At 63.4% G+C, this 14,010-nt stretch carries 25 protein-coding genes; 24 read left to right on the top strand and 1 reads right to left on the bottom strand.

What is annotated here, in order from left to right; genetic code table 11:
- Positions 1–156 precede the first annotated feature (156 nt).
- The 21 genes from rpsJ (at position 157) to CHB77_RS01110 (ending at position 10,374) form a co-directional block, all read left to right on the top strand.
- Positions 157–465 (top strand): 30S ribosomal protein S10, encoded by a 309-nt coding sequence (gene rpsJ / locus CHB77_RS01010; protein WP_089386317.1) that lies wholly within the window; start codon positions 157–159, stop codon positions 463–465.
- A gap of 10 nt (positions 466–475) precedes the next feature.
- A complete protein-coding gene (rplC, locus tag CHB77_RS01015) occupies positions 476–1,372 on the top strand; it encodes a 50S ribosomal protein L3 (protein ID WP_089386318.1) in 897 nt (298 codons plus the stop codon).
- Complete coding sequence (gene rplD, locus CHB77_RS01020) at positions 1,372–1,992, top strand: 50S ribosomal protein L4 (protein WP_089386319.1); 621 nt, start codon at positions 1,372–1,374, stop codon at positions 1,990–1,992. Before rplC ends, rplD begins: the two co-directional genes overlap by 1 nt.
- The gene (locus CHB77_RS01025) at positions 1,989–2,285 is read left to right on the top strand and encodes a 50S ribosomal protein L23 (protein WP_089386320.1); all 297 of its coding nucleotides are present in this window, start codon (positions 1,989–1,991) and stop codon (positions 2,283–2,285) included. Before rplD ends, CHB77_RS01025 begins: the two co-directional genes overlap by 4 nt.
- Positions 2,286–2,380: 95 nt before the next feature.
- Positions 2,381–3,220 carry a 50S ribosomal protein L2 gene (gene rplB / locus CHB77_RS01030; protein ID WP_089386321.1) on the top strand — a complete coding sequence of 280 codons (840 nt, stop codon included), beginning with the start codon at positions 2,381–2,383 and terminating at the stop codon, positions 3,218–3,220.
- A 3-nt stretch (positions 3,221–3,223) separates the two neighbouring features.
- Positions 3,224–3,502 carry a 30S ribosomal protein S19 gene (rpsS, locus tag CHB77_RS01035; protein ID WP_089386322.1) on the top strand — a complete coding sequence of 93 codons (279 nt, stop codon included), beginning with the start codon at positions 3,224–3,226 and terminating at the stop codon, positions 3,500–3,502.
- A gap of 5 nt (positions 3,503–3,507) precedes the next feature.
- Positions 3,508–3,888: a 50S ribosomal protein L22 gene (rplV, locus tag CHB77_RS01040; protein WP_089386323.1), complete on the top strand. Its 381-nt coding sequence runs from the start codon at positions 3,508–3,510 to the stop codon at positions 3,886–3,888.
- Positions 3,888–4,604, top strand: coding sequence for a 30S ribosomal protein S3 (rpsC, locus tag CHB77_RS01045; RefSeq protein ID WP_089386324.1), 717 nt, complete (start codon positions 3,888–3,890; stop codon positions 4,602–4,604). The genes rplV and rpsC overlap by 1 nt, the downstream gene beginning before the upstream one ends.
- Before the next feature lie 12 nt (positions 4,605–4,616).
- Entirely contained in the window at positions 4,617–5,030 is a 414-nt protein-coding gene (gene rplP / locus CHB77_RS01050; protein ID WP_089386325.1) for a 50S ribosomal protein L16, read from the top strand.
- Between the two features lie 179 nt (positions 5,031–5,209).
- Positions 5,210–5,416: a 50S ribosomal protein L29 gene (gene rpmC, locus CHB77_RS01055; protein ID WP_089386326.1), complete on the top strand. Its 207-nt coding sequence runs from the start codon at positions 5,210–5,212 to the stop codon at positions 5,414–5,416.
- Between the two features lie 11 nt (positions 5,417–5,427).
- Complete coding sequence (gene rpsQ / locus CHB77_RS01060) at positions 5,428–5,673, top strand: 30S ribosomal protein S17 (protein WP_089386327.1); 246 nt, start codon at positions 5,428–5,430, stop codon at positions 5,671–5,673.
- Between the two features lie 76 nt (positions 5,674–5,749).
- Positions 5,750–6,118, top strand: coding sequence for a 50S ribosomal protein L14 (gene rplN, locus CHB77_RS01065; RefSeq protein WP_010400243.1), 369 nt, complete (start codon positions 5,750–5,752; stop codon positions 6,116–6,118).
- Positions 6,118–6,423, top strand: coding sequence for a 50S ribosomal protein L24 (gene rplX / locus CHB77_RS01070; RefSeq protein ID WP_089386328.1), 306 nt, complete (start codon positions 6,118–6,120; stop codon positions 6,421–6,423). The genes rplN and rplX overlap by 1 nt, the downstream gene beginning before the upstream one ends.
- Positions 6,423–6,983 carry a 50S ribosomal protein L5 gene (gene rplE, locus CHB77_RS01075; protein ID WP_089386329.1) on the top strand — a complete coding sequence of 187 codons (561 nt, stop codon included), beginning with the start codon at positions 6,423–6,425 and terminating at the stop codon, positions 6,981–6,983. Before rplX ends, rplE begins: the two co-directional genes overlap by 1 nt.
- A 17-nt stretch (positions 6,984–7,000) precedes the next feature.
- Positions 7,001–7,306, top strand: a complete 306-nt coding sequence (gene rpsN, locus CHB77_RS01080; protein WP_089386330.1) for a 30S ribosomal protein S14 — start codon at positions 7,001–7,003, stop codon at positions 7,304–7,306.
- A 9-nt stretch (positions 7,307–7,315) separates the two neighbouring features.
- A complete protein-coding gene (rpsH, locus tag CHB77_RS01085) occupies positions 7,316–7,714 on the top strand; it encodes a 30S ribosomal protein S8 (protein WP_089386331.1) in 399 nt (132 codons plus the stop codon).
- Positions 7,715–7,726: 12 nt separating this feature from the next.
- Positions 7,727–8,260 (top strand): 50S ribosomal protein L6, encoded by a 534-nt coding sequence (rplF, locus tag CHB77_RS01090; protein ID WP_089386332.1) that lies wholly within the window; start codon positions 7,727–7,729, stop codon positions 8,258–8,260.
- Positions 8,261–8,272: 12 nt separating this feature from the next.
- Positions 8,273–8,632: a 50S ribosomal protein L18 gene (gene rplR / locus CHB77_RS01095; protein ID WP_089386333.1), complete on the top strand. Its 360-nt coding sequence runs from the start codon at positions 8,273–8,275 to the stop codon at positions 8,630–8,632.
- 112 nt (positions 8,633–8,744) lie between these two features.
- Positions 8,745–9,323 (top strand): 30S ribosomal protein S5, encoded by a 579-nt coding sequence (gene rpsE / locus CHB77_RS01100; protein WP_089386334.1) that lies wholly within the window; start codon positions 8,745–8,747, stop codon positions 9,321–9,323.
- Positions 9,324–9,335: 12 nt separating this feature from the next.
- Entirely contained in the window at positions 9,336–9,521 is a 186-nt protein-coding gene (gene rpmD / locus CHB77_RS01105; protein WP_089386335.1) for a 50S ribosomal protein L30, read from the top strand.
- Between the two features lie 142 nt (positions 9,522–9,663).
- Positions 9,664–10,374, top strand: a complete 711-nt coding sequence (locus CHB77_RS01110; RefSeq protein ID WP_089386336.1) for a hypothetical protein — start codon at positions 9,664–9,666, stop codon at positions 10,372–10,374.
- A gap of 4 nt (positions 10,375–10,378) precedes the next feature.
- On the opposite strand, the gene CHB77_RS01115 is transcribed toward CHB77_RS01110, so the two are convergent.
- A complete protein-coding gene (locus CHB77_RS01115; RefSeq protein ID WP_089386337.1) occupies positions 10,379–10,990 on the bottom strand; it encodes a hypothetical protein in 612 nt (203 codons plus the stop codon).
- A 203-nt stretch (positions 10,991–11,193) separates the two neighbouring features.
- Between CHB77_RS01115 and rplO the strand changes: the two genes are divergently transcribed.
- From rplO to CHB77_RS01130, 3 genes are all read left to right on the top strand, one after another.
- Positions 11,194–11,670: a 50S ribosomal protein L15 gene (rplO, locus tag CHB77_RS01120; protein WP_089386338.1), complete on the top strand. Its 477-nt coding sequence runs from the start codon at positions 11,194–11,196 to the stop codon at positions 11,668–11,670.
- 108 nt (positions 11,671–11,778) lie between these two features.
- Positions 11,779–13,149, top strand: a complete 1,371-nt coding sequence (gene secY, locus CHB77_RS01125; RefSeq protein WP_089386339.1) for a preprotein translocase subunit SecY — start codon at positions 11,779–11,781, stop codon at positions 13,147–13,149.
- Between the two features lie 36 nt (positions 13,150–13,185).
- A complete protein-coding gene (locus CHB77_RS01130; protein ID WP_089386340.1) occupies positions 13,186–13,857 on the top strand; it encodes an adenylate kinase in 672 nt (223 codons plus the stop codon).
- Positions 13,858–14,010: the final 153 nt, after the last annotated feature.

The raw sequence follows: 14,010 nt of genomic DNA on the forward strand, positions 1-14,010 counted from the left end.
CCATCGTAATCGATCCGCAAAGAATCGGTTGCACCTGACAAGGTCGCCCGCTATGGGGGCGGCCTTGCAGTTTTTGCGATAAGGGTCCGACGCTGGCGCTCGCGTGGTGCGTGGTCAGCCTCTCGACTGAAACCCTCACAGATCGAGGGATGACGAATGCAAAGTCAGAACATCCGGATTCGGCTGAAGGCGTTCGATTACCGCGTGCTGGAGGCCAGCACCCAGGAAATCGTCAACACCGCCAAGCGCACCGGCGCGACCGTTCGCGGCCCGATTCCGCTGCCGAACAAGATCGAGAAATTCACCGTCCTGCGTGGCCCGCACATCGACAAGAAATCGCGCGACCAGTGGGAAATCCGCACCCACAAGCGCCTGCTGGACATCGTCGACCCGACCCCGCAGACCGTTGACGCCCTGATGAAGCTCGACCTCGCCGCCGGCGTGGATGTCGAGATCAAGGTGTAAGGGGGCGATCATGCTGCGTACTGGTATCATCGCCAAGAAACTGGGCATGACCCGGCTGTTCCTGGAAGACGGCCGTCAGGTTCCCGTCACCGTCCTGCAACTGGACAATCTGCAAGTGGTCGATCAGCGCACCGCCGCGCGCGACGGCTATACCGCCGTGCAGCTGGGCGCCGGCGACGCCAAGGCCAAGCGTACGACTGCCGCGATGCGCGGCCACTTTGCCAAGGCCAGCGTCGCGCCCAAGCGCAAGATCGCGGAATTCCGCGTGGCCGAGGAAAACCTCATCAACGTGGGCGAGGAAATCACGGCTGACCATTATTTCGCGGGTCAGTTCGTGGACATCGCCGGCACCTCGATCGGCAAGGGCTTTGCGGGCGCCATGAAACGCCACAACTTCGGCGGTCTGCGGGCCAGCCACGGCGTGTCGATCAGCCACCGTTCGCACGGGTCCACCGGCCAGTGCCAGGACCCCGGGAAGGTGTTCAAGGGCAAGAAAATGGCAGGCCATCTGGGCGCCGTTCGCGTCACCACGCAGAACCTGCAAGTCGTGCGCACCGATGCCGACCGTGGCCTGATTATGGTCAAGGGTTCGGTTCCCGGTTCCAAGGGCGGCTGGGTCACGATCAAGGACGCCGTGAAGAAGGCTGTGCCTGACAACGTGATCTATCCCGCCGCGCTGAAATCGGCTGCCGCCGAAGCCAAGCGCCTGGCCGAAGCCGCCGCCGCCGAGGCCGCCGCCGCCGAGGAAGCCGCCCGCGAGGCCGCCGCCGCCGAAGCCGCCGCCGCCGAGGAGGCTGCGTTGGCCGAAGCGCAGGCTGCGATCGCTGCCGACAAGGAAGCCGCCGATCCGAACGCGGACAAGGCTGCCGACGGCGACACTGCCGCCGCGCCCGAAGGAGACAAGTGATGAAACTTGATGTAATCAAGCTGGATTCCGGCGTCGCCGGGTCGATCGAGCTGGCCGACGACATCTTCGGGCTGGAGCCGCGCGGCGACATCCTGCAACGCGTCGTCCGCTGGCAGCGCGCCAAGGCGCAGGCCGGCACCCATTCGGTGCTGGGCAAGTCGGACGTCAGCTATTCGACCAAGAAGATCTATCGCCAGAAGGGCACCGGCGGCGCCCGCCACGGATCGCGCAAGGCGCCGACCTTCCGTCACGGCGGCACCTACAAGGGTCCGACCCCGCGTTCGCATGCCTTCGACCTGCCCAAGAAGGTGCGGGCCTTGGGCCTGCGCCATGCGCTGTCGGCCAAGGCCACCGCGGGCGAACTGGTGATCGTCGAGGATCTGAACCTGACGGACGCCAAGACTGCCGCGGTTGCCAAGGCCGTTCGCGAAAACGGCTGGAAGCGCGTGCTGGTGATCGACGGGTCCGAGGTCAACGAAGGCTTTGCCCGTGCCGCCCGCAACATCGAAGGCGTGGACATCCTGCCGTCGATGGGCGCCAACGTGTATGACATCCTCAAGCGCGACACTCTGGTGATTACGCGGTCGGGTGTCGAAGCTCTGGAGGCTCGGTTGAAATGAGCGCGAAAGCTGAACATTACGACGTGATCGTCAAGCCGATCATCACCGAAAAGGCCACGATGACGTCCGAAAACAACGGCGTGGTCTTTCAGGTGTCCAAGGATGCCAACAAGCCGCAGATCAAGCAGGCGGTCGAGGCGCTGTTCGGCGTCAAGGTGAAGGCGATCAACACGACCATCACCAAGGGCAAGCAAAAGCGGTTCAAGGGCATCCTCGGCCGCCGCAGCGACGTGAAGAAGGCCTATGTGACCCTGGAGCCGGGCAACACCATCGACGTGTCCACCGGTCTCTGATAACAGGCACGAATCTGCGGCCCTGGATCGACTGGGGCCGCTAATCTTTTGACGACAACGGACCACCCTGGTCCAAAGCAACGGAAGACAGAAAGATGGCATTGAAGTCGTATAAACCGACGACGCCTGGCCAGCGCGGGCTGGTTCTGATCGACCGTTCGGAGCTTTGGAAAGGTCGCCCGGTCAAGGCCCTTACCGAGGGCCTGACCAAGAACGGCGGTCGGAACAACACCGGACGGATCACCATGCGCCGCAAGGGCGGCGGGGCAAAGCGCCTGTATCGCATTGTCGATTTCCGGCGCACCAAGTTCGACATGGCCGCGACGGTGGAACGGATCGAATACGATCCCAACCGCACCGCGTTCATCGCGCTGATCGCCTATGAGGATGGCGAACGCGCCTATATCATCGCGCCGCAGCGTCTGGCCGTGGGCGACAAGGTGATCGCCGGCGCCAAGGTTGACGTGAAGCCCGGCAACGCCATGCCCTTCAGCGGCATGCCGATCGGCACGATCGTCCACAACGTGGAACTGAAGCCCGGCAAGGGCGGCCAGATCGCCCGCTCGGCGGGCACCTATGCCCAGTTCGTGGGCCGCGACGGCGGCTATGCGCAGATCCGGCTGTCCTCGGGCGAACTGCGTCTGGTGCGTCAGGAATGCATGGCCACCATCGGCGCCGTGTCGAATGCCGACCATTCGAACCAGAACCTGGGCAAGGCCGGCCGCAACCGGCACAAGGGCATCCGGCCCAGCGTTCGCGGCGTCGCCATGAACCCGATCGACCACCCGCATGGCGGGGGCGAGGGCCGGACTTCGGGTGGCCGCACGCCGGTCACGCCCTGGGGCAAGGACACCAAGGGCAAGAAGACCCGCAGCAACAAGGCGACCGACAAGTATATCTTGCGTTCGCGCCACGCGAAGAAGAAGGGCCGCTGATCCATGGCACGTTCTATCTGGAAGGGCCCGTTTGTTGATGCCTATGTGCTCAAGAAAGCGGAAAAATCACGCGACTCGGGGAAATCCGAGGTCATCAAGATCTGGTCGCGTCGCTCGACCATCCTGCCGCAATTCGTCGGCCTGACCTTTGGCGTCTACAACGGGCAGAAGCACATCCCCGTTGCTGTCACCGAAGAAATGATCGGTCAGAAATTCGGTGAATATTCGCCCACGCGGACCTATTACGGCCACGCGGCGGACAAGAAAGCCAAGAGGAAGTAAGCGTCATGGGTAAGGAAAACAATCCGCGCCGCGTGGCGGACAACGAGGCGTTCGCGAAAACCAAGATGCTTCGCACCTCGCCGCAGAAGCTGAACCTGGTCGCGCAACTGATCCGCGGCAAGAAGGTGGACAAGGCCCTGGCCGACCTGACCTTCTCGCACAAACGGATCGCGGGCGACGTGAAGAAGTGCCTGCAATCGGCGATCGCCAATGCGGAAAACAACCACAATCTGGACGTCGACAACCTGGTCGTCGCCGAGGCCTGGGTCGGCAAGAACCTGGTGATGAAGCGCGGCCGTCCGCGGGCGCGTGGCCGGTATGGCAAGATCATGAAGCCGTTTTCGGAAATCACCATCAAGGTGCGCCAAGTCGAGGAGCAAGCGTAATGGGTCAGAAGGTCAATCCGATCGGCATGCGCCTCCAGGTCAACCGCACCTGGGACAGCCGCTGGTACGCCGACGACAAGGACTATGGCAATCTGCTGCTTGAAGACCTGAAGATCCGGGACTTCATCAAGACGGAAGCCAAGCAGGCCGGCATCAGCCGGGTCATCATCGAACGTCCGCACCGCAAGTGCCGCGTCACGATCCATGCCGCGCGTCCGGGCGTCATTATCGGCAAGAAGGGCGCCGATATCGAGGTGCTGCGCACCAAGCTGGCGAACTTCACCAAGTCGGAAGTTCACCTGAACATCGTCGAGGTCCGCAAGCCGGAAGTCGATGCCGCCCTGGTCGCGGAATCGATCGCCCAGCAGTTGGAGCGTCGGGTTTCATTCCGCCGCGCCATGAAGCGTGCGGTCCAAAACGCGATGCGCATGGGCGCCCTCGGCATCCGTGTGAACGTCGGCGGCCGCCTTGGCGGTGCCGAGATCGCTCGGACCGAATGGTATCGCGAAGGCCGGGTGCCGCTGCACACGCTGCGCGCCGACATCGACTATGCGCTGGCCGAAGCTACGACCCCTTACGGGATCATCGGGGTCAAGGTCTGGATCTTCAAAGGCGAGATCATGGAGCATGACCCCCAGGCCCGCGACCGCAAGGCCGCCGAGGCCCAGGAAGGTCCGGCCCCCCGTGGTCCGCGCCGTGACCGCGACGCGCGCTAAGGAGCAAACAAGATGCTGCAACCGAAACGGACCAAGTTCCGCAAACAGCACAAGGGCCGGATCCATGGCGAGGCCAAGGGCGGTTTCGCCCTGAACTTCGGATCCTTCGCGCTGAAGGCCACCGAGCCGGAGCGCGTGACCGCCCGCCAGATCGAGGCGGCCCGCCGCGCGATCACCCGCCACATGAAGCGTCAGGGCCGGGTCTGGATCCGGATTTTCCCGGACGTTCCGGTGTCGTCCAAGCCGACCGAAGTGCGGATGGGCAAGGGCAAGGGGGCCATCGACTTCTGGGCCGCCCGCGTCCATCCCGGCCGCATCATGTTCGAGATCGACGGCGTGTCCGACGAGATCGCGCGCGAAGCCCTGCGCTTGGGCGCCAACAAGCTGCCGGTCCTGACCCGCATCGTGGCGCGCGAAGACTGGTGAGTCTGCCATTTGCCGGATGACATGACCCCGCCGGGCGACCGGCGGGGTTTCCCTTTGCCAAAGGGGTTGCAATGACGGGCCGCCCCCTGTATGGGACGGCCTTCATCACGAAACTCCACCGGGAATCAGGGTGGCCCTGCTTGGCAGGGGCTCTCCGGTGATGTTGAAAGGAAAGCGCCATGAAAGCGCAGGAACTGACGTCGAAGACGCCCGATCAGCTGAAAGACCAGCTGGTTGCGCTGAAGAAGGAGGCTTTCAACCTCCGCTTCCAGCAGGCCACCGGCCAGATGGAAAGCACCGCCCGGATGCGCGCGGTCCGCCGCGACGTGGCGCGCGTGAAGACCATCCTGAACCAGAAGGCGGCCGATGCCGCCGCAGCGAACTGAGGAGCGGCCCCATGCCCAAACGCATCCTGCAAGGCCGTGTCACCAGCGACAAGAACGAACAGACCGTCACCGTTCTGGTCGAGCGCCGCTTCAAGCACCCCGTGCTGCACAAGATCGTCCGTTCGTCCAAGAAATACCGGGCGCATGACGAAAGCAACCAGTTCAAGGTGGGCGACGAGGTTCGCATCGTCGAATGCGCGCCCATCTCGAAGACGAAACGCTGGACTGTCCTGACGGACGACGCGGTTTCCGCGTAAGTCCATCATCACAGGTCAGAAATGATCGAAACCCTGGGGCCGCTTCCTGCGGTCCCCAAAGGTCGGGAGAAACCAAATGATCCAGATGCAGACCAATCTGGATGTCGCTGACAACTCCGGCGCGCGCCGGGTTCAGTGCATCAAGGTCCTGGGTGGTTCGCACCGTCGCTATGCGTCGGTGGGCGACATCATTGTCGTGTCCGTCAAGGAAGCCATCCCGCGGGGCCGGGTCAAGAAAGGCGACGTCCGCAAGGCCGTGGTCGTTCGGACCGCCAAGGAAGTGAAGCGCGAGGACGGAACCTCGATCCGCTTCGACCGCAACGCCGCCGTCATCCTGAACAACCAGGGCGAGCCGGTCGGCACCCGCATCTTCGGGCCGGTCGTCCGCGAATTGCGCGCCAAGAACTTCATGAAGATCATCTCGCTTGCGCCGGAGGTGCTGTGATGGCTGCCAAGCTGAAAAAGGGCGACAAGGTCGTCGTGCTGGCCGGCAAGGACAAGGGCAAGCAGGGTGAGATCACCGCTGTCATGCCCAAGGACAACAAGGCCGTCGTCGAAGGCGTCAATGTCGCCATCCGGCACCAGCGTCAGACCCAGACCACCCAGGGCGGACGCACGCCGAAGGCGATGCCGATCGACCTGTCGAACCTGGCGCTGATGGATGCCAACGGCAAAGCGACCCGCGTCGGCTTCCGCATGGAAGGCGACAAGAAGGTCCGTTTCGCCAAGACCACCGGAGACGTGATCTGATGCTGGACGCAACCAAATATACGCCACGCCTGAAAGGCGTCTATCGCGAGTCGATCCGTGCCGCCTTGAAAGAGGAATTCGGCTACAAGAACGACATGCAGATCCCGCGTCTGGACAAGATCGTCCTGAACATGGGCATCGGCGAGGCCGTCAAGGACACCAAGAAGGTCAAGCAGGGCGCCGAGGAATTGTCGCTGATCGCCGGCCAGAAGGCCGTCATCACCAAGGCCAAGACCTCGATCGCGGGCTTTCGCGTGCGCGAGGAGATGCCCCTGGGTGCCAAGGTCACGCTGCGCGGCGACCGGATGTACGAATTCCTGGACCGCCTGATTAACGTGGCGCTGCCGCGCGTCCGTGACTTTCGCGGCGTGAAGGGCACCTCGTTCGACGGCCGCGGCAACTATGCCATGGGCCTGAAGGAACACATCGTGTTCCCGGAAATCAACTTCGACAAGGTCGACGAAGTTCTGGGAATGGACATCATCATCTGCACCACGGCGCCGACCGACGCCGAAGCGAAAGCGCTGTTGAAGCATTTCAACATGCCCTTCAACAGCTGATCGCGGAGGTAAGAGATATGGCAAAGAAATCCATGGTCGAGCGCGAGAAAAAGCGCGAGCGTCTGGTCGCGCAATATGCGGCCAAGCGCGCCTCCCTCAAGGAGGTCATCAACGACCAGTCCCGTCCGATGGAAGAACGGTTCAAGGCCACGCTGAAGCTGGCCGAACTGCCGCGCAATTCGTCGGAAACGCGTCTGCACAACCGGTGCCAGCTTACCGGTCGTCCGCACGCGTATTACCGCAAACTGAAATTGTCGCGGATCATGCTGCGCGAGCTTGGCTCGCAAGGGCAGATTCCCGGCCTTGTCAAATCCAGCTGGTAAGGGGGCACCATGTCGATGAACGATCCTCTCGGCGATATGCTGACCCGCATCCGCAATGCGCAGATGCGCGGCAAATCGACCGTGCGCACCCCGGCCTCCAAGCTGCGCGCTTGGGTTCTGGACGTGCTGAAAGCCGAAGGTTACATCCGCGGCTATGAAGAAAAGACCTCTGACGCCGGCCATGCCGAGCTGGAGATCGGTCTGAAATACCACGACGGCACCCCGGTCATTCGGGAACTGTCGCGTGTGTCGAAGCCTGGGCGCCGCGTTTATGCGGGCGCCAGGGAAATCCCGCAGGTCCGTCAGGGTCTGGGCGTGTCCATCGTCTCGACCCCCAAGGGCGTCATGTCGGATGCAGCGGCTCGCAACGCCAATGTCGGCGGCGAAGTCCTCTGCACCGTGTTCTAAGGAGGGCAGAGAATGTCTCGGATTGGTAAAAAGCCGGTCGCTCTGCCCAAGGGTGTGACGGCCGAGATCAAGGGTCAGACCATCGAAGTGAAGGGGCCGAAAGGCACCCGCAGCTTCACGGCGACCGACGACGTGGATCTGGTGCTGGACGACGGCGCGGTCGCGGTCAAGCCGCGCGGCACCTCCAAGCGTGCGCGCCAGCAATGGGGCATGACCCGGTCCATGGTGGAAAACCTGACGGTCGGCGTATCGGACGGCTTCAAGAAAGAGCTGGAAATCCAGGGCGTCGGCTATCGTGCCACGATGCAGGGCAAGACCCTGAAGCTGGCCCTGGGCTATTCGCACGACGTGAACTTCGAAACGCCGGACGGCGTGACGATCACGGCGCCGAAGCAGACCGAAATCGTTGTGGAAGGCATCGACCAGCAGCTTGTTGGTCAGGTGGCCGCGAACATCCGCGAGTGGCGCAAGCCCGAGCCGTACAAGGGCAAGGGCATCCGCTACAAGGGCGAGTTCGTCTTCCGCAAGGAAGGCAAGAAGAAATAAGGGGCGCATGAAATGGCACTGAAAAAGCAAGAGCTGTTCCAGAAGCGCCGCCTGCGCGTTCGGAACAAGTTGCGGGCGATGTCGAACGGCCGTCCGCGCCTGTCGGTCCATCGTTCGTCGAAGAACATCTCGGTCCAGGTGATCGACGATGTGAAAGGCGTGACCCTGGCCTCGGCCAGCACGCTGGAGAAGGACTTCGGCCTAGTCGGCAAGAACAATGTCGAGGCCGCCGCGAAGATCGGCGCCGCGATTGCCGAGCGTGCGAAGGCTGCAGGCGTCGAGGAGGTCGTGTTCGACCGCGGCGGCTTCATCTTTCATGGCAAAGTGAAGGCCTTGGCCGACGCCGCGCGTGAAGGCGGGCTGAAGTTCTGATTCTGCGGGCGGCGTTCATCACGCCGCCCCGATGATCCGGGGGCGGTCGCCCGATCGCCCACCTGGATTGACATGAACGGCGCGGATCGCGCCACCGTATAAGGAATGCCTTATGGCAGAACGTGAAAACCGTCGGGGCCGTCGCGAGGAACGCGAGGAGAACCCGGAATTCCAGGACCGTTTGGTCGCGATCAACCGCGTGTCGAAAACCGTGAAGGGCGGCAAGCGCTTCGGCTTTGCGGCCCTGGTGGTCGTCGGCGACCAGCGTGGCCGCGTCGGCTTTGGCAAGGGCAAGGCCAAGGAAGTGCCCGAGGCGATCCGCAAGGCCACCGAGCAGGCCAAACGTTCGCTGGTTCGCGTGCCGCTGCGTGACGGCCGCACCCTGCACCACGACATCGAAGGCCGCCACGGCGCGGGCAAGGTCATCATGCGCACCGCCGTTCCGGGCACCGGCATCATCGCCGGCGGCCCGATGCGCGCCGTGTTCGAGATGCTGGGCGTGCAGGACGTCGTTGCGAAATCGCAAGGGTCGCAGAACCCCTACAACATGATCCGCGCGACGTTGGATGGCCTGAAAAAGGAAGCCAGCCCCCGGTCGGTCGCGCAGCGCCGCGGCAAGAAGGTGGCCGACATCCTGCCGCAGGACAACAAGCCGGCTGCCGAAGCCGCCGTTGAAACCGCTGAAGCGTAAGGAGACAGGCGCATGGCAACCATCGTCGTCAAGCAGATCGGCAGCCCGATCCGCCGCCCCGCCATCCAGCGCGAAACGCTGAAGGGCCTGGGCCTGAACAAGATGAACCGCACCCGCGAGTTGGAGGATACGCCTTCGATCCGGGGCATGGTCGCCAAGATTCCGCATCTGGTGACGATCATCGAGGAAAAGCAGTGATCCAAGCGATTGCCTCTGACAAACGCCCCGGAGACATCCGGGGCTTTTTCATGTGTTCGTGTTTCGAAAACGCCTGTTAACCTTTTCCTAACGGTTCCCGTCCTAGGGTCGGCGATGGCTTTGATCCAGCAGGATGGTCGGGGTGCGGCGGTTTCTAGGCGGATGTGTTTTCTGGCTCGTTCTGGCCTCGATTTCCCATGCCGGACCCTGGCCCCGCGATCCGGGTCATTCCTTTCTGGCCTTGTCGGGCGAATTCGACGGGGCCGGGAACGCCTATACGGGATTTTATGCGGAATACGGCCTTGCCCGCCGTCGAACCCTTGGCCTGGAAATCAGCACCACCAATGTCGGCGAGACCGGCGTCATGCTGTGGTATCAGAAATCGCTGGACGGGGGCGAGGGTCCGAACAAGCTGTCTTATTCCATGGGCTTTGGGGTGATCCGCCAGGACGGAAACCTGCTGCCGCAAAGCCAGTTCGCGCTCATGTGGGGGCGCGGGTTTTCGGGTATCTGGGACGGCGGCTGGCTGACGGCCGAGGCGCGGGTCAAAGTGGCCGGCAAGTCCGAGAAGGTCTGGGTCCGGGAGGGTCTGTCCAGCGTCGAATACGCCTATCTGACGCCCGATGCCGTCGCCAAGCTTGACCTGACCCTAGGGGTCCGTCCCATACCCCTTCTGGCCCTGGTCAACCAATTGCGACTCGAATCGCAGAAGGATGCGGAGTTTTCGGCGAAATTGGCCAGTTCCGCAATCTACGATCTTGGCGGTCCTGCCCGGCTGGAGGTGGGCGTGATCGCGCCGCTGATCGGGCCAAGCGAAGCGGCCTTGAAGATCGGCACCTGGCTGGAGTTCTGAGAGCCTAGTCCCGGCAGGCATAGACCGCCCCGCCCACGGCCACGATCGACACCGCCGCCCCGGCCGCGATGGCCGGAGAGGCCGCCAGCGCTGCCGCCGCTCCGCCGATCGACGACAGGACGCCCGAGACATAGCCCTGCGATCCGCCCAGGATGACGGCCCCCGATCCGTCCGGCAGGGCGCGCAGGCCGTTGATCGCCCCCCGCGTAGCCGCGCCGGTGATCGCCACGGCGGCGTTCCGGGTCTGGTTCACGCGCTTGCAGACGGTGCTTGCGGGCTTTTCGCAGCGGCCATAGGCGTCCCTGCGGCCAAGATCATAGCCGATCACGGAATCGCTGGCCTTGTCGTGGCGCAGACAAAACGGGTCGCGCTGTTCGTCGGTCAGGTCTGGGGTCAGGCTGCGCAGCACGACATAACTGGGGCAGGTGTCCCGGCCCCAGGCGGTGAAGAAGACCTCGCGGCGGCTGAAATGATCGCGCAGCCCCGGTTCGTCCTTGTCATAGCCCAGCGGCACGTCCCGGCCGTCGATGCGGGCGACGCACAAGGACGGATCGGCCGCCTGCGCCCCCGTGGGCGGCACCAGAAGAGCAGCAAGAAGAACGGCAAGGCGTCGCATGGCATGATCCCGATCAGATGGTGCCGTGATAAGGCGGCGGCCCGCGACGGCAATTCACATCCGCTTGTGCCCGACCGGGACTTGCCGGACGGAATGCTTGGGTCTATACGCCGCGGGTGCCCTTGGGCACCGATTCACGAAACAGACATGCCGTGTCCGTCCCATCATCGCTTCGGGGACGCGTCCGGCCCAGGAGAAGCGACATGAAACTGCATGAAATCCGCGACAACGACGGCGCGAACCGCAAGAAAAAGCGCGTGGCGCGCGGTCCCGGATCTGGCAAGGGCAAGACCGCCGGCCGTGGCATCAAAGGCCAGAAATCGCGGTCGGGCGTGGCGATCGGGGGCTATGAAGGCGGCCAGATGCCGCTGTACCGCCGTTTGCCCAAGCGCGGCTTTACCAAGCCGAACGCGAAATCCTTTGCCGTCGTGAACCTGGGCCAGATCCAGGGCTTTATCGACGCGGGCAAGATCGACGGCGCCGCCGAACTGACCGAAGACGCCCTGGTCGCGTCGGGTCTGGTGCGCCGCAAGCTGGATGGCATCCGTCTGCTGGCCAAGGGCGAGATCACCCAGGCGCTGACCATTTCCGTCACCGGCGCGTCGAAATCGGCGGTCGAGGCGGTCGAGAAGGCGGGCGGCACAGTGACGCTGCCGGTTCGGGCCGAGGCGGCGGAATAAGCTGTTGATCGGGGCGCCCGCGCCCCATAGATAGCCCTCAGGTTTTCCTGGCGCCGCCGGTCCCCGGAAACGGGTCGGCGGCGCCGTCATGACACGGGACGGAAAAACATGGCGTCAGCCGCAGAACAGATGGCCGCGAACCTTTCATGGAGCGCATTCGGCAAGGCCACGGAACTTCGCCAGCGCATCTGGTTCACGATCGGGCTGCTGATTATCTATCGGCTGGGCACCTATATCCCGGTGCCGGGCATCGACGGCGCGGCGCTGCGCAACTTCATGGATCAGGCGCAGTCCGGCATCGGCGGGATCCTGTCGATGTTCACCGGCGGGGCGTTGGGCCGGATGGGCGTCTTTGCGCTGGGAATCATGCCCTATATCTCGGCCTCGATCATCGTGCAGCTGCTGACCTCGATGGTGCCGTCGCTGGAACAGCTGAAGAAGGAAGGCGAACAGGGCCGCAAGAAGATCAACCAGTACACCCGCTATGGCACGGTGGCGCTGGCGCTGTTCCAGGCCTACGGCCTGGCCAAGTCGCTGGAGGCGGGCGGGCTGGCCCATGATCCGGGCCTGTTCTTCCAGGCGTCGGTGGTCATCACGCTGGTCGGCGGCACCATGTTTTTGATGTGGCTGGGCGAACAGATCACCGCGCGCGGCATCGGCAACGGCATTTCGCTGATTATCTTCGTGGGCATCGTCGCGGAAATTCCGGCCGCGTTGGCGAACTTCTTTGCGCAAGGGCGGTCGGGCGCGATTTCCACCCCGGTGATCCTGGGCGTGATCGTGATGGTCGTCGCGGTGATCGCCTTCGTGGTCTTCATGGAACGCGCGCTGCGCAAGATCCGCATCCAGTATCCCCGGCGCCAGGTGGGCATGAAGGTTTATGACGGCCAGTCGTCGCACCTGCCGGTCAAGGTGAACCCGGCGGGCGTCATTCCGGCGATCTTCGCCAGTTCGCTGCTGCTGCTGCCCATCACGATCTCGACCTTTTCGGGCAACCAGACAGGGCCGATTATGTCCACGATCCTGGCGTATTTCGGGCCGGGCCAGCCGCTGTATCTGGTGTTCTTTGCCGGGATGATCGTGTTCTTTGCGTATTTCTATACCCATAACGTCAGTTTCAAATCCGACGACGTGGCCGAGAACCTGAAGAATCAGGGCGGCTTCATTCCCGGCATCCGTCCGGGCAAGCGGACCGAGGAATATCTGGATTACGTCGTCAACCGTGTGCTCGTGATCGGCGCGGCCTATCTGGCGGCGGTCTCCCTGCTGCCGGAAATCCTGCGCAGCCAGTGGTCGGTGCCCTTTTATTTCGGGGGAACGTCGGTCCTGATCGTGGTGTCGGTGACGATGGACACGATCAGCCAGGTGCAAAGCCATCTTCTGGCCCATCAATACGAAGGGTTGATTGAGAAATCGCAGTTGCGTGGTAAACGCAAAGAAGGAACCGCAAAGCCGCGTCGCGCGCCATCGCGCCGCTAACGGCCCAGAAGGGCTGACGAGGGGGACAGACCATCCATGACGATCAACATCATTCTGCTGGGACCGCCCGGTGCCGGCAAGGGAACGCAGGCCCGCAAGCTGGTCGAGGACCGCGGACTGGTGCAGCTGTCTACTGGCGACATGCTGCGCGCGGCCCGATCCTCGGGGACCGAGATGGGCAAGCGGGTGGCCGAGGTCATGGACCGGGGCCAGCTGGTCACGGACGAGATCGTTATCGGGCTGATCCGCGAAAAACTGTCCGAAGGCGGCAACGGCTTCATCTTCGACGGTTTCCCCCGGACCTTGGCGCAGGCCGATGCGCTGGGGCAACTGCTGGAGGAAACCGGCATGGTGCTGGATGCCGTGGTGGAAATGCAGGTTGACGATGAGGCTCTGGTCCGCCGCATCACCGGCCGCTATACCTGCGGCAATTGCGGCGAGGTGTATCACGACGACACCAAGCCGACCAAGGTCGCGGGGGTCTGCGATGTGTGCGGATCGACCGACCTGCGGCGCCGGGCGGACGACAACGAACACAGCCTCAAGACGCGGCTGCTGGAGTATTACAAGAAGACCTCGCCGCTGATCGGCTATTACTATGCCAAGGGCAAGCTGGCTCCGGTGGACGGCCTGGCGGATATGGACCGGGTTTCGGACCAGATCGCCGCTGTGCTGCCCCTGTCAAGGGAAATCGCCACGGGCACTTGACCCTGGGGGCAACCCCTTATAAGTCACGGCATCTCGCAAGAGAATCATCTGGCTGAGGCCGGTGGATCATCAAGCGGCCCGAAGGCATGGCTTTCGGGCTTTCCGTTGTGAAAAAAGGTTCCGGTGCTACGGAACCGCAACCGATAAAGGAAA

The organism is Paracoccus sediminis (genome assembly GCF_900188295.1).
GTDB classification, from domain to species: Bacteria; Pseudomonadota; Alphaproteobacteria; order Rhodobacterales; family Rhodobacteraceae; genus Paracoccus; species Paracoccus sediminis.